The organism is Bacillus sp. SIMBA_008, from assembly GCF_046535495.1.
Taxonomy (GTDB): Bacteria; Bacillota; Bacilli; order Bacillales; family Bacillaceae; genus Bacillus; species Bacillus subtilis.
The window spans coordinates 117,293-140,930 of sequence record NZ_JAWRWL010000001.1 but is presented as its reverse complement, the minus strand read 5'-3'; the positions used below and the strand labels follow the sequence as shown (position 1 = coordinate 140,930).

25 protein-coding genes and 1 other annotated feature are annotated in these 23,638 nt (G+C 44.2%); of the genes, 7 read left to right on the top strand and 18 right to left on the bottom strand.

Translation table 11 applies throughout. The features are described from left to right. Positions 1–34 precede the first annotated feature (34 nt). The gene (gene hisJ, locus SB658_RS00720) at positions 35–841 is read left to right on the top strand and encodes a histidinol-phosphatase HisJ (protein WP_003229318.1); all 807 of its coding nucleotides are present in this window, start codon (positions 35–37) and stop codon (positions 839–841) included. Here hisJ and refZ read toward each other — a convergent pair. Further along, positions 838–1,461 (bottom strand): transcriptional regulator RefZ, encoded by a 624-nt coding sequence (gene refZ / locus SB658_RS00715; protein WP_014477663.1) that lies wholly within the window; start codon positions 1,459–1,461, stop codon positions 838–840. The genes hisJ and refZ overlap by 4 nt on opposite strands. A gap of 126 nt (positions 1,462–1,587) precedes the next feature. Between refZ and SB658_RS00710 the strand changes: the two genes are divergently transcribed. Next, positions 1,588–2,079, top strand: coding sequence for a GAF domain-containing protein (locus SB658_RS00710; protein ID WP_015714522.1), 492 nt, complete (start codon positions 1,588–1,590; stop codon positions 2,077–2,079). Positions 2,080–2,116: 37 nt separating this feature from the next. On the opposite strand, the gene SB658_RS00705 is transcribed toward SB658_RS00710, so the two are convergent. After that, positions 2,117–3,856, bottom strand: coding sequence for a diguanylate cyclase domain-containing protein (locus SB658_RS00705; RefSeq protein WP_410600998.1), 1,740 nt, complete (start codon positions 3,854–3,856; stop codon positions 2,117–2,119). A 294-nt stretch (positions 3,857–4,150) separates the two neighbouring features. On the opposite strand from SB658_RS00705, the gene rpsD reads away from it, so the two are divergent. Further along, entirely contained in the window at positions 4,151–4,753 is a 603-nt protein-coding gene (gene rpsD / locus SB658_RS00700; protein ID WP_003229304.1) for a 30S ribosomal protein S4, read from the top strand. A gap of 21 nt (positions 4,754–4,774) precedes the next feature. Here rpsD and sr7p read toward each other — a convergent pair whose 3' ends face one another. The 3 genes from sr7p to acsA form a co-directional block, all read right to left on the bottom strand. Next, positions 4,775–4,903 (bottom strand): small protein SR7P, encoded by a 129-nt coding sequence (gene sr7p, locus SB658_RS00695; RefSeq protein WP_015714524.1) that lies wholly within the window; start codon positions 4,901–4,903, stop codon positions 4,775–4,777. Between the two features lie 129 nt (positions 4,904–5,032). Then, complete coding sequence (tyrS, locus tag SB658_RS00690) at positions 5,033–6,301, bottom strand: tyrosine--tRNA ligase (RefSeq protein ID WP_014480566.1); 1,269 nt, start codon at positions 6,299–6,301, stop codon at positions 5,033–5,035. Positions 6,302–6,351: 50 nt separating this feature from the next. After that, positions 6,352–6,588 (bottom strand) — a binding site (T-box leader). A 54-nt stretch (positions 6,589–6,642) separates the two neighbouring features. Then, entirely contained in the window at positions 6,643–8,361 is a 1,719-nt protein-coding gene (acsA, locus tag SB658_RS00685; RefSeq protein WP_144500639.1) for an acetate--CoA ligase, read from the bottom strand. A gap of 160 nt (positions 8,362–8,521) precedes the next feature. Here acsA and acuA point away from each other — a divergent pair, with 160 nt between their 5' ends. Genes acuA through SB658_RS00670 form a run of 3 tightly spaced genes read left to right on the top strand, consistent with a single transcriptional unit; the run spans position 8,522 to position 10,985 of the window. Next, on the top strand, positions 8,522–9,154 hold the full coding sequence (gene acuA, locus SB658_RS00680) for an acetoin utilization protein acetyltransferase AcuA (RefSeq protein WP_003229296.1): 633 nt from the start codon (positions 8,522–8,524) through the stop codon (positions 9,152–9,154). Positions 9,155–9,180: 26 nt separating this feature from the next. After that, the gene (locus SB658_RS00675; protein ID WP_003229294.1) at positions 9,181–9,825 is read left to right on the top strand and encodes an acetoin utilization AcuB family protein; all 645 of its coding nucleotides are present in this window, start codon (positions 9,181–9,183) and stop codon (positions 9,823–9,825) included. Beyond that, the gene (locus tag SB658_RS00670) at positions 9,822–10,985 is read left to right on the top strand and encodes an acetoin utilization protein AcuC (protein WP_015714526.1); all 1,164 of its coding nucleotides are present in this window, start codon (positions 9,822–9,824) and stop codon (positions 10,983–10,985) included. Before SB658_RS00675 ends, SB658_RS00670 begins: the two co-directional genes overlap by 4 nt. A 10-nt stretch (positions 10,986–10,995) precedes the next feature. Here the strand turns inward: SB658_RS00670 and motS are convergent, their stop codons facing one another. From motS to SB658_RS00605, 13 genes are all read right to left on the bottom strand, one after another. Further along, the gene (motS, locus tag SB658_RS00665) at positions 10,996–11,724 is read right to left on the bottom strand and encodes a flagellar motor protein MotS (RefSeq protein WP_003229290.1); all 729 of its coding nucleotides are present in this window, start codon (positions 11,722–11,724) and stop codon (positions 10,996–10,998) included. Further along, positions 11,714–12,532: a flagellar motor protein MotP gene (gene motP / locus SB658_RS00660; RefSeq protein WP_014477672.1), complete on the bottom strand. Its 819-nt coding sequence runs from the start codon at positions 12,530–12,532 to the stop codon at positions 11,714–11,716. Before motP ends, motS begins: the two co-directional genes overlap by 11 nt. Before the next feature lie 62 nt (positions 12,533–12,594). Then, positions 12,595–13,599, bottom strand: coding sequence for a catabolite control protein A (gene ccpA, locus SB658_RS00655; protein WP_003229285.1), 1,005 nt, complete (start codon positions 13,597–13,599; stop codon positions 12,595–12,597). A 275-nt stretch (positions 13,600–13,874) separates the two neighbouring features. After that, positions 13,875–14,951, bottom strand: a complete 1,077-nt coding sequence (locus SB658_RS00650; RefSeq protein WP_003223454.1) for a bifunctional 3-deoxy-7-phosphoheptulonate synthase/chorismate mutase — start codon at positions 14,949–14,951, stop codon at positions 13,875–13,877. 236 nt (positions 14,952–15,187) lie between these two features. After that, positions 15,188–15,514 (bottom strand): bacillithiol system redox-active protein YtxJ, encoded by a 327-nt coding sequence (ytxJ, locus tag SB658_RS00645; protein WP_038429472.1) that lies wholly within the window; start codon positions 15,512–15,514, stop codon positions 15,188–15,190. A gap of 22 nt (positions 15,515–15,536) precedes the next feature. Beyond that, positions 15,537–15,992, bottom strand: a complete 456-nt coding sequence (locus tag SB658_RS00640; RefSeq protein WP_004398549.1) for a YtxH domain-containing protein — start codon at positions 15,990–15,992, stop codon at positions 15,537–15,539. 30 nt (positions 15,993–16,022) lie between these two features. Continuing rightward, positions 16,023–16,445 carry a DUF948 domain-containing protein gene (locus tag SB658_RS00635; protein ID WP_003229276.1) on the bottom strand — a complete coding sequence of 141 codons (423 nt, stop codon included), beginning with the start codon at positions 16,443–16,445 and terminating at the stop codon, positions 16,023–16,025. Between the two features lie 161 nt (positions 16,446–16,606). Further along, positions 16,607–17,905 (bottom strand): UDP-N-acetylmuramate--L-alanine ligase, encoded by a 1,299-nt coding sequence (gene murC, locus SB658_RS00630; protein ID WP_003229274.1) that lies wholly within the window; start codon positions 17,903–17,905, stop codon positions 16,607–16,609. 249 nt (positions 17,906–18,154) lie between these two features. Then, on the bottom strand, positions 18,155–21,013 hold the full coding sequence (sftA, locus tag SB658_RS00625; protein WP_144500638.1) for a DNA translocase SftA: 2,859 nt from the start codon (positions 21,011–21,013) through the stop codon (positions 18,155–18,157). A 159-nt stretch (positions 21,014–21,172) separates the two neighbouring features. After that, positions 21,173–21,778 carry a YtpR family tRNA-binding protein gene (gene ytpR, locus SB658_RS00620; protein ID WP_076458270.1) on the bottom strand — a complete coding sequence of 202 codons (606 nt, stop codon included), beginning with the start codon at positions 21,776–21,778 and terminating at the stop codon, positions 21,173–21,175. Positions 21,779–21,793: 15 nt separating this feature from the next. Continuing rightward, positions 21,794–22,603 (bottom strand): DUF1444 domain-containing protein, encoded by an 810-nt coding sequence (locus SB658_RS00615; RefSeq protein WP_009967991.1) that lies wholly within the window; start codon positions 22,601–22,603, stop codon positions 21,794–21,796. Between the two features lie 14 nt (positions 22,604–22,617). Further along, complete coding sequence (locus tag SB658_RS00610; RefSeq protein WP_003229265.1) at positions 22,618–22,941, bottom strand: thioredoxin family protein; 324 nt, start codon at positions 22,939–22,941, stop codon at positions 22,618–22,620. A 38-nt stretch (positions 22,942–22,979) separates the two neighbouring features. After that, entirely contained in the window at positions 22,980–23,096 is a 117-nt protein-coding gene (locus SB658_RS00605) for a hypothetical protein (protein ID WP_004399150.1), read from the bottom strand. 78 nt (positions 23,097–23,174) lie between these two features. Between SB658_RS00605 and SB658_RS00600 the strand changes: the two genes are divergently transcribed. Continuing rightward, positions 23,175–23,621 carry a YtoQ family protein gene (locus tag SB658_RS00600; RefSeq protein ID WP_003229263.1) on the top strand — a complete coding sequence of 149 codons (447 nt, stop codon included), beginning with the start codon at positions 23,175–23,177 and terminating at the stop codon, positions 23,619–23,621. Positions 23,622–23,638 lie beyond the last annotated feature (17 nt).

The following is a 23,638-nucleotide window of genomic DNA, read 5'->3' as shown; positions in this document are numbered from 1 at the left end:
CAGGATTTGACTATTTTTTCATGGGGTGACATCAATGCAAAAGCGAGACGGACATATTCACACACCATTTTGCCCTCACGGCTCCAATGACACACTCAGACAATATGCAGAAGAAGCCTTAAAAAAAGGGTTCGAATCGATTACTTTTACCGAACACGCCCCATTGCCGCCCTCTTTTACCGATCCCACGCCGCTGAAAGACAGCGCGATGGCGCAAGCTTCTTTGGAACGCTATATTCATGAAATTTCCGGATTAAAAAAAGAATATCGCGGACAGCTTAGCATACGGACAGGACTTGAAGTCGATTATATCGCTGAATTTGAAGACGAAATTACATTATTCCTAGACACATACGGGCCATATTTAGATGACAGCATCTTATCCGTTCATTTTTTGCGCACAGACTCTTCCTATCTATGCCTTGATTATGACGAGCATACCTTCAAAGAGCTGATTTCAGCCTGCGGAAGCATTGAAGCGGTATATGAACAATATTACCGGAGTATCTATTCTTCCATTGTAGCATCTCTCGGCGTTTATAAGCCAAAAAGAGTCGGTCACATCACACTCGTCCAAAAATTCATCAAGCTGTTTCCATACAGCATGTCAGAACATATTCGCGGCCTCGTTTCCCTGTGCCTGAATGCCATTGAAGAAAACGGAATGGAGCTCGACTTCAATACTTCCGGCTTAAGAAAAACTTACGCTGGCGGTATTTATATCGAGGATTGGATGCTGAATGAAGCGAAGCAAAAGAAGATCCCGCTTGTGTTTGGGTCAGATGCCCATCAAGCGGGAGATGTCGGATATGCGTATGAGGCGTTTTTGGAACGGTGCTAGTTGGTGAGCGCCACGTCTCCTGTCCGGAAGACGCTTCTGATCCAAATCTTGATTTCTTCAAAATACATTTTATAAAAATACGGCTCGTGCGGCTGCATGTAGAGTACTTCTGAAATATATTGAGGCTGGAGATAGGGCATCATCAAGAGAGATTTTAATTGGAGAATAAAATGAGGCAGCGGCAGCGTTAAATATTCACGCTGTTTTTCTCCTTCCTCAATGATCAGCTGGAAGATATACTTTTCCTTCATTAGATATGTCGACATAATTTCCCTGATTAATGTGGAGTCAATTGTGACTTCCCGGTAGACAAAACGAGTTAATTGACGATGATTATGCTGATAGGATAAAATATCGAAAACCAATTGAAGAAGCTGTTCCTGAGTGCTTTGAGAAGAGATATTGCTTGCCGCTGTTTCAAGCGTTTTGCTGTAGCCCTCGTAAAACTCTGAAACTAAGTGTTCCATCAAGCCTCCTTTGCCTTTAAAATAGTAGGAGATGTGCGCAACATTTACATCAGCTGACTTTGCGATTTCACGGACAGACGTGCCAGAAAATCCTTTTTGGTTAAAAAGCATGACAGCAGATTCAATAATTTTGTCTTTGGTGCTTACTTTCATACGGCTCACTCCTTCCTCTTGATACTATTCAAGCAGAAAGCCGCTGTTCCTGTAAGAACTTATCGACAAATGCCGGCAGAAAAGCCGGAACTTTGTTTTATATTATAGAAAAAGTGAGGGTTTTCCATGTTCCATGTCGAAAAACAATCTGGAGATAAAGAAAAAGGCTATCAGCTTCTGCTAAAACAGCTCGAAGCCATGACCGAAGACGAAACAGACCAAATAGCTAACTATGCAAATGCCTCAGCACTGCTGTATCATTCGCTGCCTGAAGTCAACTGGGCGGGTTTCTATTTTGCCAAAGAAGAGGATGGACAGCTTGTGTTAGGTCCGTTCCAAGGCCTCCCGGCATGTGTTCGGATTCCTTTCGGCAGAGGGGTTTGCGGCACAGCGTACGCAAACGGAAAAGTGGAACGTGTTGAGGATGTAAACGCGTTTCCTGGACATATCGCCTGCGATGCAGCGTCCCAATCAGAAATTGTGCTTCCGATTCGTGTAGACGGAAAAATTGTCGGCGTCTTGGACATCGACAGCCCAGTGAAAAACCGTTTCGACGAAATTGATGAAAAATACTTAACTCAATTTGCCGAAACGCTAGAAAAAGCGTTAGCGCAGTAATATAAAAGCCCAAAACTGATATCGTTTTGGGCTTTTTTTATTTTATTGAGTCATGAACCATCAAGCGGTTTTTCCCGCTCCGTTTCGCGCTGTAGAGCGCTTCGTCTGCCTCATGCACAAGCTCTTTCAGCGACTTTTTTGTTTCTGTCGTCCAGCAGGAGATACCGCAGGAAATGGTTACCTCGGGTTTCGTATTTTTTCTGACCGCATAAACCAGTCGCTCAGTAATCCGTTTCCCCACTGCAACCGGCACATTTGGCAAATAAATCGCCAGCTCCTCGCCTCCCCAGCGGGCACCGACATCATGCTTTCGGATGTTGCTTTTAATCACTGAAGCGACTTGAATTAAAATCTCGTCCCCAGTCTGATGGCCGTACGTATCATTTACATTCTTAAAATTATCAATATCAACAAGAATAAAAACACCCTTTTGGTGGATTTTCATGCTGTATTGAATTTTTTTATCTAAATACGCTCGTGAATACAGTTCAGTCAGCTGATCTGTTTTCACGAGATGCTCAAGGCGGTCGCGAAGCATTGAATTGGTTACAGCCAGTGTCGCGTGATGAATCAGCGCCTGAAACAGCTTGTACATTTCAAATGTAAAAGCGTACAGCTCCTGTTTCAATAAAACCGCAAAGCCTAAAAGCCGGTCGTTTTGAATCATCGGAGCAGCCATCAGCGAGCCGTACCCCGCCTTCCCAAAAACAGACTGGCCATTCCCGATGAAAACCCCTTTTTCACCTTCATACAGCTTTTCTTTCAGCTCATTATAAAAATCTGACGGCTTCGCTTCTTTAAAAAATGCTGTGCTGCCTGGGAGCAATGTTAGGTTTTCAAAATGGTCTATATGAAAAAATCCCACTTCTTCTGCCTGAAACGATTCTGCCATTCTCACAGCCAGATCATTCATTGTATCAGTCAATGTCAGCCGCTGATTCAGGCGTCGTGACGTTTCATTTATCAATTCCAAATTTGCGATGCTTGCTTTGGATTCTTCGTAGAGCTGGGCATTTTCAAACGCTTTTCCCGCGGCGTTTGCTAACAGCGACATTTCATCAAGGCAGGCATCAGTAAGAAAGCCGTCTCCCGTTCCTTCAGCCTTCAACACCCCGTATGTGCCCTGCTGTCCTTTGATCGGAATATAGGCGACAGATTCATTTTTCCGCAAAATGTCTCCGGACAAATACACTTTGAGCGCAAAGGAATCGGATTTTTCCCCTTCCATATACAGCTCTTTTGCAGGAATCCCTAAACATTGGTCTTGATCGTGCGATATAAATAAAGAAAACTCAAAAAGAGAAAATGTGCTGGTCAAGCTTTCTAAAAGCTGCTTCAGCACATCTGTCTGATCAAGCAGTGAATGGAACAGCTCTGTCATTTTGTATATCTTTTTTTGATAGATCGTTTTGTTATAGAGTCTTTCCTGTTTCATCGACTGGTTTAAAAATGAAGCAACCACGTCCGGAAGCCCTTCAGGAATCTCTTCATCCTGCCTGCACGCAAGATGGAAACGCCTGCCGGAGCCGTCCTCAATCAGGTAACATGAAGCGTTTATTTTTGAAGCGGAAAAACGCACTTCACCATCTGCCAGTTTTGTCACAAAGTCTGATGATGACGGTGTAAGCGAAACACTAAGGGTTGAAAAATAGGTTTGAATAGCCGAAGTCAGCCATATGAAAGAGTCGGTGAATGTGACTTTTTCAGATTTGGTTAATAAAAAATCGAGCATATGATAATGAAAGGCGGATAATTGATCTTTAGTTTGTTCTACCATGTTTTTATCACCTAAAAGTTTACCACTAATTTTTGTTTATTATATCATAAACGGTGAAGCAATAATGGAGGAATGGTTGACTTCAAAACAAATAAATTATATAATGACCTTTGTGTGAAATATTGCAGCCTTTTTGTTCAGCTTCTATGTTTTCATTTTGTTCCTTATCAATAAGGTGTATCGTGTAACTCTCTGCTGCTGGAGCGAGGATACATGAAAACAAAATGTGCATGGTCGAATAGAGCAGACGGTTTTTATTTTCCACAAAAATAAAACCAAAGGAGGAGTCACATTATGGCTCGCTATACAGGTCCATCTTGGAAACTGTCCCGCCGTCTAGGAATCTCTCTTAGCGGTACAGGAAAAGAATTAGAAAAACGCCCTTACGCTCCAGGTCCACACGGCCCAGGACAACGTAAAAAATTATCAGAATACGGTTTGCAATTGCAAGAAAAGCAAAAGCTTCGTCACATGTACGGTGTAAACGAACGTCAATTCCGCACTTTGTTTGACAAAGCTGGCAAACTAGCTGGTAAACACGGTGAAAACTTCATGATTCTTTTAGATTCTCGTCTTGATAACGTTGTGTACAAGCTAGGTTTAGCACGTACTCGCCGTCAAGCTCGCCAATTGGTTAACCACGGTCACATTCTTGTAGACGGAAGCCGCGTTGACATCCCGTCTTACCTAGTGAAACCTGGTCAAACAATCGGTGTTCGCGAAAAATCAAGAAACCTTTCTATCATCAAAGAATCTGTTGAAGTGAACAACTTCGTTCCTGAATACCTTACTTTCGACGCTGAAAAGCTTGAAGGTACTTTCACTCGTCTTCCTGAGCGTTCTGAACTTGCTCCGGAAATTAACGAAGCGCTTATCGTTGAGTTCTACTCTCGTTAATCGTTTTAAAAACCCCTGCCGCTATGCGGTCGGGGTTTTTTTATCGTCTGTTTCGTCATTCGCCTCTTGCTGGCCAACACTATCTTGCGCCTGCTGATCCCAGTAATCCTGCTGCAGCCGTTCTTTTGCAATCGTACACATGAGATTCACACTTTAGCGCTCCTTTCATTTAAAAGGTGGTGATTGGTCGTGTTTGCCCTATCTAATATACTCTTTTCCTTTCATTCCTATGCGGTAAACAAAAAGATCCTTTGCCTTCAGTGGCAAAGGATCTTTTTCTTATTTATACGTCACAAGGAAGTATTTTTTCTTCCCGCGGCGCAGAACAGTAAATTGATTTTCGATACGGTCTTCTGCTGATAGGGTATAATTGATTTCCGTCTGGCGTTCGCCGTTAATGTAAACAGCTCCATTTTGGATGTCTTCACGCGCTTGGCGTTTAGAAGGAGATAATTTAGATTGCACCAACACATCTACAAGTGAAAGCTCTTGGGTGCTGTCAACTTCCATAGAAGGAACATCTTTAAAGCCTACCTTTACATCTTGAGCGGAAAGCTCTTTAATATTGCCGCTGAACAGCGCTTGGGAGATGTTGATGGCTTGCTCCAGCGCCTCGCGTCCGTGAACAAGCGATGTCACTTCTTCTGCCAGGCGTTTTTGTGCTTCACGTTTTTCTGGCGCCGTTTCTGTTTTTTCAGCGTATGCTTCAATTTCCTCTTTTGAAAGGAACGTAAAGTATTTCAAGTATTTCACAACGTCACGGTCGTCTGTGTTGATCCAGAATTGATAGAATTCATATGGCGATGTTTTTTCTTTATCAAGCCAGATCGCGCCGCCTTCCGTTTTTCCGAACTTCGTGCCGTCCGCTTTTGTGACAAGCGGAATCGTTAGGCCGAACGCTTTTGCTCCTTCTTCTTCTGATTTTCTGATCAGTTCAAGACCCGCTGTAATGTTGCCCCACTGATCGCTTCCGCCGATTTGCAGTTTACAGTTTTTGTCTCTGTAAAGATTTAAGAAATCATAAGATTGAAGAATCATGTAGCTGAATTCCGTGTACGAGATGCCGGATTCAATTCTTGAGCTGACCGTATCTTTTGCCAGCATGTAATTGATGCCGAAATTTTTACCAACGTCCCGAAGGAAATCGATCACATTCATTTTGCCGATCCAGTCAAAGTTGTTCGCGATGACAGCTGGGTTTTCTGCTGCTTCAAAATCTAGAAATCTGGACAGCTGGTTTTTGATTTTTTGGGACCATTCGGATACGATGTCAGCAGTGTTTAATGTACGCTCTGCTTTTTTTCCGCTTGGATCACCGATGAGGCCCGTCGCGCCGCCCACAAGCGCAATCGGATGATGCCCTGCAAGCTGAAAACGTCGAAGTGTTAAAATAGGCAGTAGGTGTCCGATATGCAAGCTGTCTGCTGTCGGGTCAAAGCCTGAGTACAAGCGGATTTTTTCTTCATTCAGCTGTTTATTTAACCCTTCTTCATCTGTCATTTGCTGAATCAATCCGCGGAAGGATAAGTCTTCAAGTAAGTTAGTCATAAGATAAAGCTCCTTTTTTGATTAAAATAAAAAACGCCCCTTCGTTTACACGAAGGGACGATTGATTATCGCGGTACCACCCTACTAATAAGAGAATGCAAACATTCGTCTTATCACTTTGCCTGATAACGGATCAGGTCCGTTCTTTCACTACTGAAAGCCTGGCCGGCTTTGTTTGCAAAAGCGGTTCATGAGTGTATTCGATATATCCGTCTGTGCTGATTTTCACCGGCCATCAGCTCTCTGGAACGTAAGGATATTCTACTTGTCTCAATCTTTACCTTTTCATATGAAGCTATATCATTTTTAACATAAATAAAATCCTGTGTCAACGCCGCCTTTTAATCCTCCATTGTTGACAGATCTCCAGCCGGCAGATTAAGCTCCCATGCCTTCAGCACGCGCCTCATGATCTTTCCGCTTCGGGTTTTCGGAAGCTTATCTTTAAATTCGATCTCACGCGGAGCCGCATGGGCTGCAAGACCCTGCTTTACAAATAGGCGGATCTCTTCTTTCAGTTTATTAGACGGCTCAAATCCTTCCCTGAGTGCAATAAAAGCTTTAATGATTTCTCCACGCACCGGGTCAGGCTTTCCGATTACGCCTGCTTCTGCAATAGCCGGATGTTCGACAAGCTTGCTTTCCACTTCAAATGGGCCGACGCGCTCACCGGAGGTCATGATGACGTCATCAACTCTGCCTTGGAACCAAAAGTATCCCTCTTCATCCATGTAAGCAGAATCCCCAGACACATACCAGCCGCCCGGCATGAAATACGATTCATACTTTTCAGGGTTATTCCAAATGGTATGCATCATGGAAGGCCAGCCCTTTTTGATGGCGAGATTGCCCATTCGGTACGGCGGAAGCTCGTTGCCTTGATTGTCAACGATCGCTGCCTCCACTCCTGGAATCGGCTTACCCATTGAACCTGGTTTAATATCCATGCAAGGATAGTTGCAGATAAGCTGACTGCCCGTTTCTGTCATCCACCATGTATCATGAATTCGTTTGTTAAAAACTTTATGTCCCCATCTGATGACTTCTGGATTTAGCGGCTCACCGACACTGAGCACATGCCGGAGTGAAGTTAGATCATATTTCGCAGCCATTTCATCTCCCGCTCCCATCAGCATCCGAAAAGCGGTCGGCGCGCTGTACCAGACATTGACGCCAAGCTGTTCAATCGTACCATACCAGCTTTCCGGGCTGAAACGTCCGCCGACGATGACATTTGTCGCTCCGTTCAGCCACGGTGCAAAAATGCCGTATACCGTACCTGTCACCCAGCCTGGATCAGCCGTGCACCAATAAATGTCTTCTTCCTTTAAATCAAGGACCCACTTTCCTGTTTGATATTGCTGAATCATCGCTTCATGGACATGCAGCACGCCCTTTGGCGTACCAGTGGAACCTGATGTATAGTGAAGCAGAAAGCCGTCTTTTTTATCCATCCATTCGATATCCAGTCTTGTGCTTTCCTGTTTCGCTGCTTCATCATAATTGATGATATTCGTGCCGCTCTCAGCCTCTCCCCCGACTACGAAGACATGCTGCAAGTGAGGCAGTTTGTCTACCGGTATTCTCTCCAGCAGCTCAGGTGTTGTGACAACAACCTTTGCCTCACTGTTTTCAAGCCGATCTTTCACCGCTCCCTCCATAAATGCTTCGAACAGCGGCCCGGCGATGGCGCCAATTTTGATTGCGCCAAGCATAATAAAATAAAGCTCGGGTGATCTCGGCATAAAAATAAAAACGCGGTCCCCTTTTTCCACATTTCCATACCGTCTCAGCACATTCCCGGCTCTGTTTGATTCTTCCTTCATTTCTTTAAATGTGTATTTTTCATCCCTTTTTGCGTCTTTATAATAAAGCGCTACTTTGTTTTTTCGAAACGATTCGGCATGGCGGTCAATCGCTTCATACGCCGCATTCAGTTTCCCTGTCTCATGCCAAGAGAAATGTTTCTCCGCCTCGGTCCAATCAAAATGCCGGTACGTTTCTTCATAGTTTTTTAAGTTATGATCCCCCTCTATTGCTGGTAACGCTTTCAAATTCATGCCCAAACATCCCCCTTTGCTGAAGTTGTCACAATTATTATAGTATATATTCATATTCTTCTCAATTTTTAAAATATAAACCATGTTGAAAACGCTTTATAATTTGGTATTCTTAAAGAAGGCATGTATTTTTGATAAGAATTGATGGGACGGTGAATTAGTGGAACATCATAAAACATACCATTCAGCAAACATCAAAACAGCAACCGGCTCTTTACTGATAGAAGGGCCTGTCTCTCCAGAGGATTTGGCAGGTTATGAGTTTCATAAAGATTTAACCGCATTTCGCCCGCCTCGCGAGCAGCATGAAGCGCTAGTCGACATTGCAGGCCTTCCCGAAGGGCGCATTATTATTGCCAGAGACGGCCGAACCATTGTCGGCTATGTCACGTATTTATATCCTGACCCGCTCGAAAGATGGTCTGAAGGAAATATGGAGGATTTGATTGAGCTCGGAGCCATCGAAGTAGCGCCGGACTATCGGGGATGCGCTGTCGGAAAGACGCTCCTGACCGTCAGCATGATGGATGAACAAATGGAAAACTACATTGTGATGACGACAGAATATTACTGGCATTGGGATTTAAAAGGGATGAAAAAAGATGTGTGGGAATACAGAAAGATCATGGAAAAGATGATGAATGCAGGCGGATTGGTCTGGTTTGCAACGGATGAGCCGGAGATCAGCTCCCACCCTGCAAACTGTCTGATGGCCCGCATTGGAAAAAACGTCAGCCAAGAATCAATTGAGCAATTTGACAGGCTCCGTTTTTATCATCGTTATATGTATTAACTGACACTGGCAAAGGGGAAAAAATAATGATTGTTGAGCAAATCATGAAAAGAGATGTCATTACATTAACGAAGACGGATACGCTTGAAACAGCAATATGCAAACTGAAGGAATTCCATATCAGGCATCTGCCTGTTGTAGATGAAGAACGACACGTGATCGGCATGATTACAGACAGAGACATGAAACAGGCCAGCCCGAGTATTTTTGAAGAAAACAAACGAAGCCTATTTCTCACACGAAGCGTAGATTCAATTATGAAAAAGGATGTTGTCTGCGCCCATCCGTTAGATTTTGTCGAAGAAATATCAGCCGTGTTCTACGAGCATGGCATCGGCTGCCTTCCAGTGGTACACCATCAAAAATTAATAGGCATTTTAACAAAAACCGATTTGCTGCGGACGTTTGTCAAATTGACAGGCGCTGACCAGCCGGGATCGCAAATTGAGATAAAAGTAAACGACATCACCAAAAGCCTCGCTGAGATCAGCAGTCTTTGCCAAGACCTTCAAGTGAAAATATTAAGCGTGCTTGTTTATCCGCATGACGATCCCGGTGTAAAAGTGCTTGTCTTCCGTGTAAAAACGATGAATCCGCTGCCGTTTTTGCAGGCATTACAAAGAAATGGACACCACGTCGTATGGCCGTCAGAGCAAAGGGACCTGCTATGAGAGACAGTGTATTTATCTATTCTCCATCCTACCAAACCTATATGTTTCATCAGGAGCATCCCTTTAATCAGCAGCGGGTTCTGTTAACATATGATTTGCTTAAGACGATCAATGCCTTTGATGATGGAGACATTGTCACCCCCAGACTCGCTTCAGAAGAGGAGCTTTCCCTTGTCCACACGGACGATTACATTCAGGCCGTAAAGCTTGCGGGCGCCGGAAAGCTTCCCGCTGAAGAAGGAGAAAGCTACGGGCTCGGCACTGAAGACACACCCGTCTTTGCCGGCATGCACGAAGCGGCATCACTCTTGGTAGGCGGCACTTTAACGGCCGCAGACTGGGTCATGTCAGGACAAGCCCTGCATGCGGCAAACCTTGGCGGAGGGCTTCATCACGGCTTTCGTGGGAGAGCTTCAGGGTTTTGCATATATAATGACAGCGCTGTGGCGATTCAATATATCCAGAAAAAATACAGATCCAGGGTACTTTATATTGATACCGACGCCCACCACGGGGACGGTGTGCAATTTACATTTTACGATAATCCTGACGTATGCACGCTGTCCATTCATGAAACAGGAAGGTATTTATTCCCTGGAACCGGTCAGATCCAAGAAAAAGGCAGCGGAAAAGGATATGGCTATTCCTTTAATATCCCGCTTGACGCTTTTACAGAGGATGATTCTTTTCTTGAGGCTTACCGGACAGCAGCTTCAGAAGTCGCCGCTTATTTCAAGCCCGATGTCATTATCAGCCAAAACGGCGCCGATGCCCATTACTACGACCCGCTGACGCATTTATCAGCAACAATCAATATATACGAAGAAATCCCCCGTCTTGCACACACTTTGGCTCATCAATATTGCGGAGGGAAATGGATTGCAGTCGGAGGCGGCGGATATGATATTTGGCGTGTCGTGCCCCGCGCCTGGGCCAGAATATGGCTTGAAATGAAGGGAATTGACCCGGGACACGAGATCCCGCCGGAATGGATTGCTAAATGGCAAAAACAATGCCCCGTGGCCCTTCCGTCGAGCTGGAGCGATCCGGCTGATTTATATCCGCCGATTCCCCGCAAGCCTGAAATCACAGAAAAAAATGCCCAAACTGTCAGCAAAGCATTATATGCGATACGTTCTGAACAGCAAAGAACAAAGTAAAAAACGACCTTTACGAAGAGGTCGTTTTTGATTTTTTGATCACTATTTCCACACGTCGATTTTCCTTCATGTGTTCATTTGTCTTGTTATCCTTCACCGGCTTTGTATCCGCATAACCGACAGCAATAAAGCGCTTGGAGGGAAGCTTCTCTTTAGACGTGAAGTATTGAATCACTCCACTTGCCCGTGCTGCTGATAGCTCCCAGTTCGACGGGTATCGGTATGTCGAAATGTTTCGGCTGTCTGTATGCCCCTCCACCTGAATGTCATTTGGAATTGTTTGAAGAAGAACGGCAATTTGGTGAAGAAGTGTTTCGGCATTTTTCAGCACCTTTGCCTCACCTGTATCAAACAGCACAGCCTCCTGAAGAACGAGCACGACACCGCGTTCATCCCGTTTGGCTGTCATTTGGGCCTTCAAATGATTGTCTTTTATATATGTATTTACTTTCTTGAGAAGCTGATCCTGCTGATCCTCTTGCTTCTTCGTATCAGATGGGGATGTATTCTTTTTTTCTATGGATGTTTGGTCCGGCTGAAGCCCGTTGCCTTCCTTCTGGATCGAGTCCACCGCCGCTTTAAATTTTTGCAGATCGATTTGGGACATCGAAAAGAGTAAAATAAAGAACACAAGGATCAAGGTGATCAAATCTGTAAAGGTTACCATCCAGCTGGATGAAGATTGACTGTTTTTTCCGCTTCCATTCCTTCTTTCAAAACGTTCTCTTCTAAGCTTCATGTACAGATCCCTTTTTTGTTTTTACTTGTTTTGGCTGCTTCTGCCATTCTTCCCGTGAGCTGAAAACGACCAGCTGGCTTTCAAGGTTGCGCGGGTTTTTTCCGGATTGAACACCGATAATCCCTTCCACCATTACCTGCTTGATGAAAATTTCACTTTCTGTTTTCTCTTCAAGCTTAGCCGCGATCGGGTTGAAGACCATATTTGCCAGTAATGAACCATATAAAGTCGTCAGAAGCGCAATGGCCATGTTTGGTCCGAGCATATGCGGGTCGTTTAAGTTTTTGAGCATCAGCACAAGCCCGACGAGTGTTCCGATCATTCCCCACGCCGGAGCGAATTCTCCCGCTTTTTCAAAAACTCGCCGCCCTTTTCGGTGCCGTTCCTCCATTGCTGCGATTTCTGAATCCATGACGAGCCGAATCGTTTCTTCATCCCAGCCGTCAATCGCTAAAAGCAGCCCTTTTTTCAAGAATGGATCTTTGATTTCCCGAGCCTGATCATCCAATGATAAAAGCCCGTGTTTTCGCGCGTGATCGGAAAGGGAAACAAAGGTTTTCACAAGATCTTTCACATTGTCTTCCTGGCGGATGAATGCCTGCTTTAACACAGAGGGCGCTTTTTTCAGCTCTCTTGGCGGAAAACTGATAAAAACAGCGGCGCAAAGTCCCCCTGTTACGATGAAGAAAGAGGTCAGATCAAGAAAAGAGCGGAAACCGCTTACTCCAGATCCCGAAATAATCCCGATAACAATAATAATCGTTCCTAACACAAATCCAACAGGTGTAAGATAATCAAAACGTTTCATCATTTCTCCCCATGAAAAAAGCAAGAATTCACCATAAAGGTGAAGCTTGCTCTTTGTTTTTCTTATGACTTGGTTGACTTTCTAAGCTCTATACGGTGCGGCAGTTCGACGATATGCTCTTCAACCGGCTCTTTATTCATGAGCTTCGTCAGCAGTCTCATCGCAACGGCGCCGATATCATATGTCGGCTGAACAACTGTTGAAAGCTGCGGACGAACCATGAGGCTTAATCTTGTATTATCAAAACCGATAATGTCGAGATCCTCCGGAATGGATAAGCCCTGATCCTGAGCGGCATGGATAATGCCGAGTGCCATTTCATCAGTTGCAGAAAGAATGGCTGTCGGTTTTTTATCCAGGCTCATCAGATGCTGCAGTGCTTCGAGTCCGGAATCATATGTGTAATCCCCTTCAGCTACAAATTGTTCATTAAACGGAAGGTTCGCTTCTTCAAGCGCACGTTTGTAGCCTTGGAGTTTTTTTGAACGGTTGATCGGTTCTGCCATTGGTCCGGAAACGAATGCGATGTCTGTATGTCCTTTATCAACCAAAAGCTTCACAGCATCATAAATCGCCTGTTCGTAATCGATAGCGACTGACGGTGTTTCCTCCTGCTCTTCTACAGAAGCGGCAAGTACGATCGGCACTGGGGAACGCTTAAATTCCGCCACATGCTCGTCCGTAATGTTTCCGCCCATAAACACGATGCCGTCCACTTGTTTGCCGAGCATTGTGTTTAACAAATGGAGCTCTTTCTCCATGTTTTGGTCAGAGTTGCTCAAAATAATATTGTATTTATACATTGTCGCGATATCTTCAATTCCGCGTGCAAGCTCTGAATAGAAAATGCTTGAGATATCGGGAATGATGACACCTACAGTTGTTGTTTTTTTACTTGCCAGCCCTCTTGCCACCGCGTTTGGACGGTAACCGAGACGTTCAATGGCTTCCAAGACTTTTTTCCTCGTTGTCGGTTTTACATTCGGGTTGCCGTTCACGACACGGGAAACGGTTGCCATGCTTACATTAGCTTCTCTCGCTACATCGTAGATCGTAATATTGCTCATCCTAAAACCACTCCTTTTACTGGATACACTTATCCTTATCTATAGCATAAACACTTTATGTAGAGAAATGTCATAATGTCCGAATTTATGTCGTTTATGATTTGTAAGCGTAAGTCAGTAGTGTACATTATTTTTCATTATTCATCAAATTTAATTACTTCTCATGAAATTATACACGTTTTTATAGATGATGAAAACGTATACTTGGTTTTTATAACTAAATAAACGAGAAAGCATAAAAAAAGGCCGCAGGCGCGGCCTTTTGGATTGTTCAATTAAGCGTTGACTTTCACCATTGGCTTCAGTTCATTCAGCCATTTTTCGAATTCAGGAATCGCCATTTGCTGAGCAGAGTCAGAAAGTGCGACTGACGGATCAGGGTGAACCTCAGCCATTACGCCATCTGCACCAATCGCTAAAGCGGCTTTAGCTGTCGGAAGCAAGAGGTCACGGCGGCCTGTTGAATGCGTAACATCAACAAAGACTGGCAAATGCGTTTCTTGTTTCAAAATCGGCACAGCTGAAATATCCAGCGTGTTTCTCGTTGCTGTTTCATATGTTCTGATACCGCGCTCACAAAGGATAATTTGGTCATTTCCTTGTGACATGATGTATTCAGCAGCATTGATGAATTCAGAGATCGTTGCAGCAAGACCACGCTTCAGAAGCACTGGCTTTTTCACTGCGCCGGCCGCTTTCAGCAATTCGAAGTTTTGCATGTTGCGCGCTCCGATTTGAATGACATCAATGTAGTCCAGCGCTTCTTCGATATGAGCCGGAGTTACGATTTCACTGATAACCGCCAGATCAAATTCATCCGCTACACGTTTTAAAATTTGAAGGCCTTCAACACCAAGCCCTTGGAAATCGTATGGGCTCGTACGAGGCTTAAAGGCTCCACCGCGCAAAATTTTAATCCCTTGTTTTTTCGCAGCTGCAGCGACTTCAGCTACCTGCTCATAGCTCTCTACCGCACATGGGCCGACAATGAATCTTTGCTGGCCGTCTCCGATTTTTTCGCCTTTGATATCAACAATTGTATCTTCAGGTTTTTTCTTGCGGGAGACAAGCAGCGCTTTGCTGTGATCTTCTTCCTGAAGCTCTAAACCGGCTTTGAATATCTCTTTAAAAATGTGCTGGATGGTTGAATTTTCGAACGGCCCGTCATTGTTTTCAATGATATTGTTTAACATCGTGCGTTCTCTGACAGGGTCAAATCGGTTGACACCCTGTGCTTCCTTCGCTTTACCGATCTCTTTTACAACATTTCCGCGTTCGTTGATTAGTTTTAAAATTTGTAGGTTTAATTCGTCTGCTTTCTGCCTTAAAAGCTCTAACTCTGTGTTGCTCATTTTTTTCATCCTTTCCCTGCACATTCATTTTTTATTTTGTAGTTATCATGCATCTTACTATAAGTAATTCCAAATGGAAATACTGAAATACAAAAAATTTTATAAAAACTCTACTTTATTACCCAAACGCTTTTAAGTGATAAAGTAATCTATGAAGCTATCCTACATGATGTGAGGGCAATGTTCAAGGGTTTTTTACAAAAAAAAAGCGCCAGATGATATCTGGACGCTTTTTTCTATGACAAATGCTGCTCAATAGCGGCTTCTGTAATTTGTGAATGTGAGGTATGCCATTTCACTTCACCGTTCTGGATGATGAATATCTGAGGGCTTTCATGCTTGACCTCATATGTTTCTGCAATGAAATTTGACAGCGGCCGGGCTTCTTGTACTTGAAGATAGTAAGCCGGCACATCCTCATGCTGATTTGCAAAGGCATCAAACTCATGAAATGCTGCCTGGCTGATCGGGCATGTGGTGCTGTGTTTAAAGAAGACGAAAACGCCTTCCTGTTCTGCAATCCGTTTAAATTCTTCCTCAGATTGAATAAGCTGTTTAGCCATGACTCAAGCTCTTCCTTCCTGCTCAGCGATTCAACTGCTCAGCCTGTTTTTGTGCATCTTTCAGTTCGTCTTTTACATCTTCTTTCGTCTGGAGGACTTGATCTTTTGTTTCATCGGCTGCCTGCATCGCTTCTTCCCTCATATCCTGCATTGCAGTCGATGAATCCGTTTTGTCAGATTTGGAACGGTCTCTTAAATCCTTTACCTTGTTCATGATCTGCCCAGACTGATCCGCTACAAGCTGTGTGATGTTGGAAGTTTTGTCTTTTGCGATGCTGACATATTGCGTGCCTTTTTCCTTCGCATCTGCCGTCATTTTATCAGTTTTGTCCCGTAAAGCAACAGCCTGGCTGCCGAGATCGTCGCGAAGTTCTTTGCCTGATTTAGGCGCTAGAAAAAGAGCTGTAGTGGCACCGATGATTCCCCCGATTAAAGTTCCGATTAAAAAATCTTTACTATTAATTCCATCTTTGCTCATCATTATTCCTCCTCTTAGTATTTTTTTCTCTTATAGGGCTGATTTTTTCTTTTGCTTCCATTTCTCCCAAATTTCCATTGCTGCTTGACTCCATGTGACAACTTGATTGATCTTATCTTGATTTTCTCTAACTGATGCCGATACAGACCCTGCCGCTTGTTTCATGGATGTATTGAACTGCTGTACAGAAGCTCCCACTCCTTGAACAGCATGAACGACCGTGTTCAGCTTTTCTGATTTTTCCTGAATATCTTCAGCCAGGCGGTTGGTCTTATGTAAAAGCTCGGCTGTTTCAGTTGTGATGCCCTTCATTTGTCCCTCCAGCCCTTCAAGAGTGGATGCGACGTTTTTTAGTGTCAGCTGCAATGACTTCAATGTTTTAGACAAGTAGATCACTAATACGAGAAATGCAACTGCGATGAGTGCAACGCTTAAATAAAGAATAATAATCATCTCAAACCTCCTTGCTGCAGGATATACTGCTGTTTACCCGTTTTCTTCAATCATAAACATGTGTACTGGGCTGTATACATACTATTCTCCGTTATGTAAGAAAATCCTTTAATAAGCTTTCCCATCAGATAAATAAAAAGCAGTGAGATCACTGCTTTTTATTATGCCATGACGTTTTCGTAGGCTCTCATATATTTTTGGATATCTCCTGCTCCCATGAAGATGAGAACGGCTTTATCATGAGCTTTTAAAACAGATGTGTCATCTTCTTCAATCAGCTTGGCATTATGAATTTTTCCCTGGAGATCGCCGATCGTCAGCTTTCCGGCATTCTCACGGGCTGAGCCGAAAATATCGCATAAATACACACAGTCAGCGCCGCTCAGGCTTTCTGCAAATTCGTCAAGGAACTGCTGCGTCCGTGTAAATGTATGAGGCTGGAATACCGCGACAATTTCCCGATCAGGATACTTCTGTCTTGCCGCCTCGATTGTCACTTTTATTTCTGTCGGATGATGGGCATAGTCATCAATCAGCACTTGATCCCCAAGCTGCTTCTCATTGAATCTGCGTTTGACGCCCCCAAAGGATTTGAGAGCATGCTTAATGATGCTGGAATCAATTTCTTCATAATGGCATAACGCAATGACCGCCAATGAGTTTAATACATTGTGGTGGCCGTACGCAGGAATATAAAACGTATCATAGAACGTATTGCGGACAAAGACATCAAAAGTTGTCCCTTCCGTGCTTTTTACGATGTTTCTGGCTTGAAAATCATTTTCTTCCCCCGTGCCGTAATACACAACCGGGACGTTCGCATGGATTTTCGGCAGATGCTCATCGTCTCCGCAGGCAATAATGCCTTTGTTGACTTGAAGAGCCATCTCTTGGAAAGCGTCAAATACATCGTCAATGCTTGAGAAGTAATCAGGGTGATCAAAATCAATATTCGTCATAATCGCATAATCTGGCTGATAGCTTAAGAAATGGCGGCGGTATTCGCACGCTTCAAACACAAAGTATTCGCTGTTTTCATTTCCCTGGCCTGTTCCGTCTCCGATTAAGAAAGACGTCGGTTTTGCGTTTTGGATCACGTGAGCCAGCAGACCCGTAGTCGACGTTTTGCCGTGTGCGCCCGTAACGGCAACACTCGTGAATTTTTTCATGTAGTCGCCTAAAAACTTATGATAACGTATCACCGGAATTCCCTCAGACATCGCTTTTTCTATTTCAGGATGCGTGTCTGGGAATGCGTTTCCGGCGATGACTGTCATGCCGGGTTTAATATTTTCCGCGCTAAAAGGAAGAATCGTAATATTTCTTTTTTCAAGCGCTGTTTGCGTAAAAATAAATTTTTCGATATCCGATCCTTGGACAGTATATCCATTATCATGAAGTATTTGGGCAAGCGGACTCATACCGGTCCCTTTTATTCCAACAAAATGATAAACAGTCATAATTGTACCTCCAACAAACGTCTATCTGTTCCCCAGTATATGACGCTCATTTCAATTTGCGACCGCGGCGGCTGAAAAGCCTCCCTTAGCGGCGTATTTTATATGTTTTGTTATGTTTAGTATCAGGTTATTTCTTTCCGATTAAACCCAGATATCAAGATTTGTCTATGCACAGCTGCTGTAAAGCGGCATAGCTGTTAAATGCTCTAAACACTATCATACCATGTTTGGTGTGAAAATGAACCCATATTATTCGTTTATTAAATCACTTGCTGTGATCAGCACCTCTCGAGGCTTGCTTCCTTTTGCCTCAGAGATCATGCCTTCCGCTTCCATCATGTCGATTAGCCTTGCCGCACGATTGTAACCGATTCTGAATCTTCTTTGCAGGCTTGAAGTGCTCGCACTGTTTTGCTCTACAACAAACTCACACGCTTCGTAAAACAGTTCGTCCTCTTCTTTCAGGGCTGATCCTTGTCTTACGAGCTCTTCTTGTTCAAATAAATAGGTCGGCGGCATTTGGCTTCTGACGTGGGAAACGACGCGGTCGATTTCCCGGTCTGACACAAAGTTACCTTGCAGACGGACCGGTTTTCCCGATCCGTTTTCCAAAAAGAGCATATCCCCTTTTCCGAGAAGCTTTTCTGCACCGGCTATGTCAATAATTGTTCGGGAATCAACCTGGCTTGAGACAGAAAAGGCGATTCTCGTCGGGATATTCGCCTTAATCAGGCCTGTTATGACATCGACTGACGGACGCTGAGTTGCGACGAGAAGATGGATACCGCACGCTCTGGCTTTTTGGGCGATCCGCGCAATGCTTTCTTCCACATCGTTTGGAGCCACCATCATCAAATCTGCTAGCTCATCAATAATGACAACTAAATATGGCAACTTTTCACCCATTTGGTGTTCAGCGGTTAATTGATTAAAGCGGTCAATGTCGCGGACACCTGAATGGGCAAAAAGCTCATAGCGGCGCTCCATTTCCTCAACAACCCATTTTAAAGCAGCGGTAGCCGCTTTGGCGTCAGTAATGACCGGGCTGACGAGGTGAGGAATTTTATTGTAAGGGGCCAGCTCTACCATTTTCGGATCAATCAGCAGCACCTTTACCTCACTCGGGTCAGCTTTATAAAGCAGGCTGACTAATATTGTATTGATGCATACGCTTTTTCCGGAGCCTGTAGCGCCGGCAATCAAGCCATGCGGCATTTTCTTCAAGTCGATAACAACAGGATTTCCTGAAATATCTAATCCCAGCGCAGCTGTGAGCGGTGACTTGCTTGTCCTGAAAGCTGAGCTGCGAATCATTTGGCGCAAATCAACCACCTTGCTCGTGCGGTTCGGCACTTCAATTCCGATCGTGTTTTTCCCCGGAATCGGCGCTTCAATCCGAATATCTCTCGCTGAGAGACTGAGTTTAATATCATCGGACAAGTTGGTGATTTTATTCACCTTTACACCTGGTTCAGGATGCACTTCAAATCTCGTGACAGACGGACCCTGGGTTACATGGACCACATTGGCGCGGACATTGAAGTTTTTCAAGGTTAAATCAAGAAGCTGACGCTGTTCTTCGATCCACGCAGTATCATCTTGAACCTGCGCTGGCGGGACATCAAGCAGTGCAACATTCGGAAATACATAGCTGCCGCGGCGCTCCTCTGCTTTTTGCTGTTTATGCGTATCTCTTTTCAGCATCATCACATTAAAAGGAACGGATGGCCCTTTTTGAGAAGATGCGCTTTGTTCGGTCCTTTTCTCCTGTACACCAGGCCTTTTTTTCGGCTCTTCTGAAGCTTTGCGAGGTTTGTCTGCGCGAATTTCCTGCCGATTTTCAAGGGTTGCAGAAAACGATTTGGAACCCTGCTCCATGTGTTCAGCTTTCTCAAGCTCTGTATGGCTGTCTGGCTGAACATCTATCTTCGTTTCCTGAGCCTCTCCCAGGATGTCATAATGATTATTTATTATGCTGTCTGATGGCTCTTCTGATTCTTTTGCCACAGTTTCTGCTGGAGCCAGAGCCTCTGATGAATACTCATGATCAGTAAATAAAGGCTCTTCCTGACGAATGTCCATTTGTTCTTCTTGAACGAACGGGGACTCAGCACCTTCCGCCACGTTTTCATGATGATTGTATACTGGGCTGTCTGACGGCTCTTTTGCTTTTTCATCCTCAGATATTGCCGCTGTCTGAGATTCAGGAGCTGTTTGCTCTTCATCAAGTTCAGCGGAGAAAACAGGCTCTTCAAATTTCTCTGACTGCTGCTCCCTTTGTTCTTCCTTAGCCGTTGCAGGCTCTTCGCGGCCTACTTCACTGTCTGAAAGCCCTTCAGCCGCCGTATCTGTGAGCATCTCAGGCGGTGTTTGCTCTTCGGCATGTTCAGCTGGGAAGGAAGGCTCCTCTTTTTCCGGCTGTTGAACGCCTGACTCAAATGGCACTTTGTTACCTGACGGCTCGGCTGGCCGTTTCGCCAGCGCCTCATCATGCTCCGTATCCTTTCTGTTTAAAACGCCAGAAGGCTGTTTTTCAAATTGGGTATCCGGGAAGAAAGGACTTTCTTTTTTGGAATGCGCCTGTGTGTCTGAAGCAGGATAGCCGCGTTCACGTTCAATCTCTTCTGACAGCAGTGTTACCTTCTCTTTTACCGATTTATCCGGTTCGTTCAATGTTTCAGAAGGCTTTTTCGGCACATCCTTTTTAACGGATGGTTTTTGATTAAATCCATAGATAGGCGAAGGGATATTTGTCGGTTTAAACGGTTTCTTCGCCGGCTCTGCTGCTTGATATGTATGCTGCTCTTTTTCATTTCTGGGACGCTCTCTGTAAGGTGCAGCACTTGGACGAGGCGCGGATTTCGGTTCGTCCGATGGTGTGCGGCGCCTTCTCAGGTCATGATTTTTGTATCCGTCAGGCACGACTGGAAAACGGAATTTGCCTTTTGGATATTCATAATATATTTTAGGATCTTCCAATCTTTTTAATTGTCCTTCAGGATGATGTACTTCTTGTTGCTGCGGAATTTGAGCGGGTTTTGTCTCCCGTTCAGCATCCTCTTCGCTTTCGCCTAAAAACAAATCAAAAAATTTATGAAGCCAACTCATAATTTATCTCTAACTCCCTTATAGTTTTCTGGGACGGTTTTTAGTATACCACTGCTGGTCGGCCCAGAAAAGATTAAGCTATCAGCAGAAACAAAGCCGCTAAACAAGGGCTTAGCGGCTTTTCACATGATTCGTTTTTTTTGGCGGATTTATGGGAGTCTAAAACTGAAATGCGTCTCCTGCCTCATAGTCTCCTTCTAACACAAGGATTCCTTTTTCAGCAGGGGCATCCGGCAAATCAAGCTCTTTCGCTGAGCAGATCATCCCGCTTGACGGAACGCCGCGAAGCTCTGCATCCTTAATGACAAGTCCGCTAGGCATCACAGCACCGACTTTGGCAACGACAACTTTTTGGCCTTTGTCAACGTTAGGCGCGCCGCAGACGATCTGAAGCGTTTCTTCTCCTACGTTGACTTTACATACGCTTAATTTATCCGCATTCGGATGTTTTTCTTTTGATTCTACATACCCCACAACAAACTTCGGAGATAAATCAACGACTAATGTTTCTTCAACGCCGTTTCTGTTTAAAATCTCATTCACATCTTGCACGAATGTTTCTGAGAGCGCAACAGGGCCGTTTTCATCAATGGTCAAGTAAGAAGACGCGTTGAAAATGTTGAAGCCCGTTGTTTCTTTTGTTTCGTTATTGAAAATTTTGACGACGTCGCCGTGTTTTTCATAGCCTAATTGTTCGCGTGTCACATCTTGAAGAGAGATCAGAAGCGTGTCTCCCACACCTTCTTTATTATAAAAAGCGTTCATAAGTAAAAATCCTTTCTAATCCTTTTTCGGACGGCTTTTCGCCAGGATAAACACCGGTTCCAGCTTTCCTTCATTGTACAAAAATGAAAGGGCGGTGATCGGGACGGTGCCGCCTGCAAAGAAGCTCATCGACATTTGTCCTAGAATATCATACCCCGATTCATTCCGGATGTCAGCAAGAATCAAAACGTCCTGATGAGGAACAGAGATCGCCAGCTCCCCTTCTGCATGCTGCTTATACTCATTTAAGATCGCTTCGTTCAAAATCCGGCTTGCGTCGTATCCGTCGTTTGCCCTGAAGAAATAAAAGTAATTGCCGGCGACCGTATCCTCTTTGACAACCGTCGGCAGGGAACGGAGATTAAATGCGGCCGTCTCTCTGATCCGCTCTTTTGTCCAGTTTTCTTTCTCAAGCATGCGCTGGTCAATTAAACGGTAGGTTTTCCCGAGATCTAGCGCGTAATAAATTCTTGTCTCTGCGGTATGATCGTCATAAATGAGCGGGATATCTTCGCTGGACTTGTCCGGGAAGGAAGTCGAGCGGATGACCGGATAAATGCGAGTTTCTTTCCCGGTCATTTCCTGAGCCTTCCCTTCCATTGCCGTCATCGCTTCGGAGACATAGTACACGATCTCATCAATGGCTTCGTCTTTTTTCAGTTCCCATTTTGCAATAATCGGCGGCAAATCGAGTGTAATCCCTTTTTTAGTCGTTTGATCCTCAACACGGAGGGTGTCTTTTTCTCTGTCAAACAGAAAGGAGCGATTCTCGTGCTGAAGGCGCTGCTTCAGTATATCTGACAGCTTCCTTGAGGTCATTTTCAAACCGATGTCCTCCTTTACGCTTTAGCGAGAGAGTCTGTTAAAAACTGTTCAATTTCTTCTTTTGTTTTGCGGTCTTTGCTCACAAAACGATTTACTTCTTTTCCTTCATTAAACACCACAAAGCTTGGGATTCCGTAAATTTCCCACTCTGCACATGTATCAATGAATTTGTCACGGTCTACGTAGTAGTAGGTGAATTCAGGGAAATTCGCTTCCAATTCAGGTAGGAAAGGCTCTACAAAACGGCAATCCGGGCACCAATCGGCTGAAAACATAAATACAGACCAATCATCCTTTACCGCTTTTTCCAGCTCTTGAGTTGATTCAATTTTTTTCATTTCATATCCCTCCAGTTGTTTATGTTCTTACATGTTTTTTATCGATACTCGTCCATTTGGATCATACCAAACTGCTTGAGGCAAAACCACTTATATGCAACGAATGAATATGTAAGATTGGCTTTCCCATTATCATTATCATATTTTATTTGCATTATCAAGTTCGTTTCGTTTAACATCGTGTACATGAGGGTAAAATTTACAGATGGACATACATAAGGAGGGATTTTTATATGGAGTTTATCGTCTATTTAGCAGGAGAAATCCACAGCAATTGGCGCGAGGAAATTAAAGAAAAAACAAAATCACTGAAGCTCCCGATTACGTTTGTTGGCCCGATGGAGAATCATGACCGCTCAGACAATATTGGTGAAGAAATTATGGGCGTACAGCCAAATGCCGTTTTAAAGGATGACAAAGCCTCTGACATCAACAACTTCAGAACCGCCGTCCTGATGAATAAAGCAGACTTTGTGATCGCCCTGTTTGGCGAAAAGTACAAACAGTGGAACACGGCAATGGATGCATCATATGCGATCGCAAAAGGAAAACCCCTGATTATCATCCGGCCGGAATCGCTCCACCATCCTTTAAAAGAGCTTTCCAATAAAGCGAATATTACGGTTGAAACCGTTAACCAAGCCATTAAGGCCCTTTCCTATCTATTTGAAACAGAATAAGAAAAAAGCTTGTCGAT

What these genes read in the sequence shown, in the direction of transcription:
- hisJ (WP_003229318.1), top strand. Translation starts at nt 35, where the DNA reads ATGCAAAAGCGAGACGGACATATTCACACACCATTTTGCCCTCACGGC.
- refZ (WP_014477663.1), bottom strand. Translation starts at nt 1,461, where the DNA reads ATGAAAGTAAGCACCAAAGACAAAATTATTGAATCTGCTGTCATGCTT.
- SB658_RS00710 (WP_015714522.1), top strand. Translation starts at nt 1,588, where the DNA reads ATGTTCCATGTCGAAAAACAATCTGGAGATAAAGAAAAAGGCTATCAG.
- SB658_RS00705 (WP_410600998.1), bottom strand. Translation starts at nt 3,856, where the DNA reads ATGGTAGAACAAACTAAAGATCAATTATCCGCCTTTCATTATCATATG.
- rpsD (WP_003229304.1), top strand. Translation starts at nt 4,151, where the DNA reads ATGGCTCGCTATACAGGTCCATCTTGGAAACTGTCCCGCCGTCTAGGA.
- tyrS (WP_014480566.1), bottom strand. Translation starts at nt 6,301, where the DNA reads ATGACTAACTTACTTGAAGACTTATCCTTCCGCGGATTGATTCAGCAA.
- acsA (WP_144500639.1), bottom strand. Translation starts at nt 8,361, where the DNA reads ATGAATTTGAAAGCGTTACCAGCAATAGAGGGGGATCATAACTTAAAA.
- SB658_RS00675 (WP_003229294.1), top strand. Translation starts at nt 9,181, where the DNA reads ATGATTGTTGAGCAAATCATGAAAAGAGATGTCATTACATTAACGAAG.
- SB658_RS00670 (WP_015714526.1), top strand. Translation starts at nt 9,822, where the DNA reads ATGAGAGACAGTGTATTTATCTATTCTCCATCCTACCAAACCTATATG.
- motS (WP_003229290.1), bottom strand. Translation starts at nt 11,724, where the DNA reads ATGAAGCTTAGAAGAGAACGTTTTGAAAGAAGGAATGGAAGCGGAAAA.
- motP (WP_014477672.1), bottom strand. Translation starts at nt 12,532, where the DNA reads ATGAAACGTTTTGATTATCTTACACCTGTTGGATTTGTGTTAGGAACG.
- ccpA (WP_003229285.1), bottom strand. Translation starts at nt 13,599, where the DNA reads ATGAGCAATATTACGATCTACGATGTAGCGAGAGAAGCTAATGTAAGC.
- SB658_RS00650 (WP_003223454.1), bottom strand. Translation starts at nt 14,951, where the DNA reads ATGAGCAACACAGAGTTAGAGCTTTTAAGGCAGAAAGCAGACGAATTA.
- ytxJ (WP_038429472.1), bottom strand. Translation starts at nt 15,514, where the DNA reads ATGGCTAAACAGCTTATTCAATCTGAGGAAGAATTTAAACGGATTGCA.
- SB658_RS00640 (WP_004398549.1), bottom strand. Translation starts at nt 15,992, where the DNA reads ATGAGCAAAGATGGAATTAATAGTAAAGATTTTTTAATCGGAACTTTA.
- SB658_RS00635 (WP_003229276.1), bottom strand. Translation starts at nt 16,445, where the DNA reads ATGATTATTATTCTTTATTTAAGCGTTGCACTCATCGCAGTTGCATTT.
- murC (WP_003229274.1), bottom strand. Translation starts at nt 17,905, where the DNA reads ATGACTGTTTATCATTTTGTTGGAATAAAAGGGACCGGTATGAGTCCG.
- sftA (WP_144500638.1), bottom strand. Translation starts at nt 21,013, where the DNA reads ATGAGTTGGCTTCATAAATTTTTTGATTTGTTTTTAGGCGAAAGCGAA.
- ytpR (WP_076458270.1), bottom strand. Translation starts at nt 21,778, where the DNA reads ATGAACGCTTTTTATAATAAAGAAGGTGTGGGAGACACGCTTCTGATC.
- SB658_RS00610 (WP_003229265.1), bottom strand. Translation starts at nt 22,941, where the DNA reads ATGAAAAAAATTGAATCAACTCAAGAGCTGGAAAAAGCGGTAAAGGAT.
- SB658_RS00605 (WP_004399150.1), bottom strand. Translation starts at nt 23,096, where the DNA reads ATGCAAATAAAATATGATAATGATAATGGGAAAGCCAATCTTACATAT.
- SB658_RS00600 (WP_003229263.1), top strand. Translation starts at nt 23,175, where the DNA reads ATGGAGTTTATCGTCTATTTAGCAGGAGAAATCCACAGCAATTGGCGC.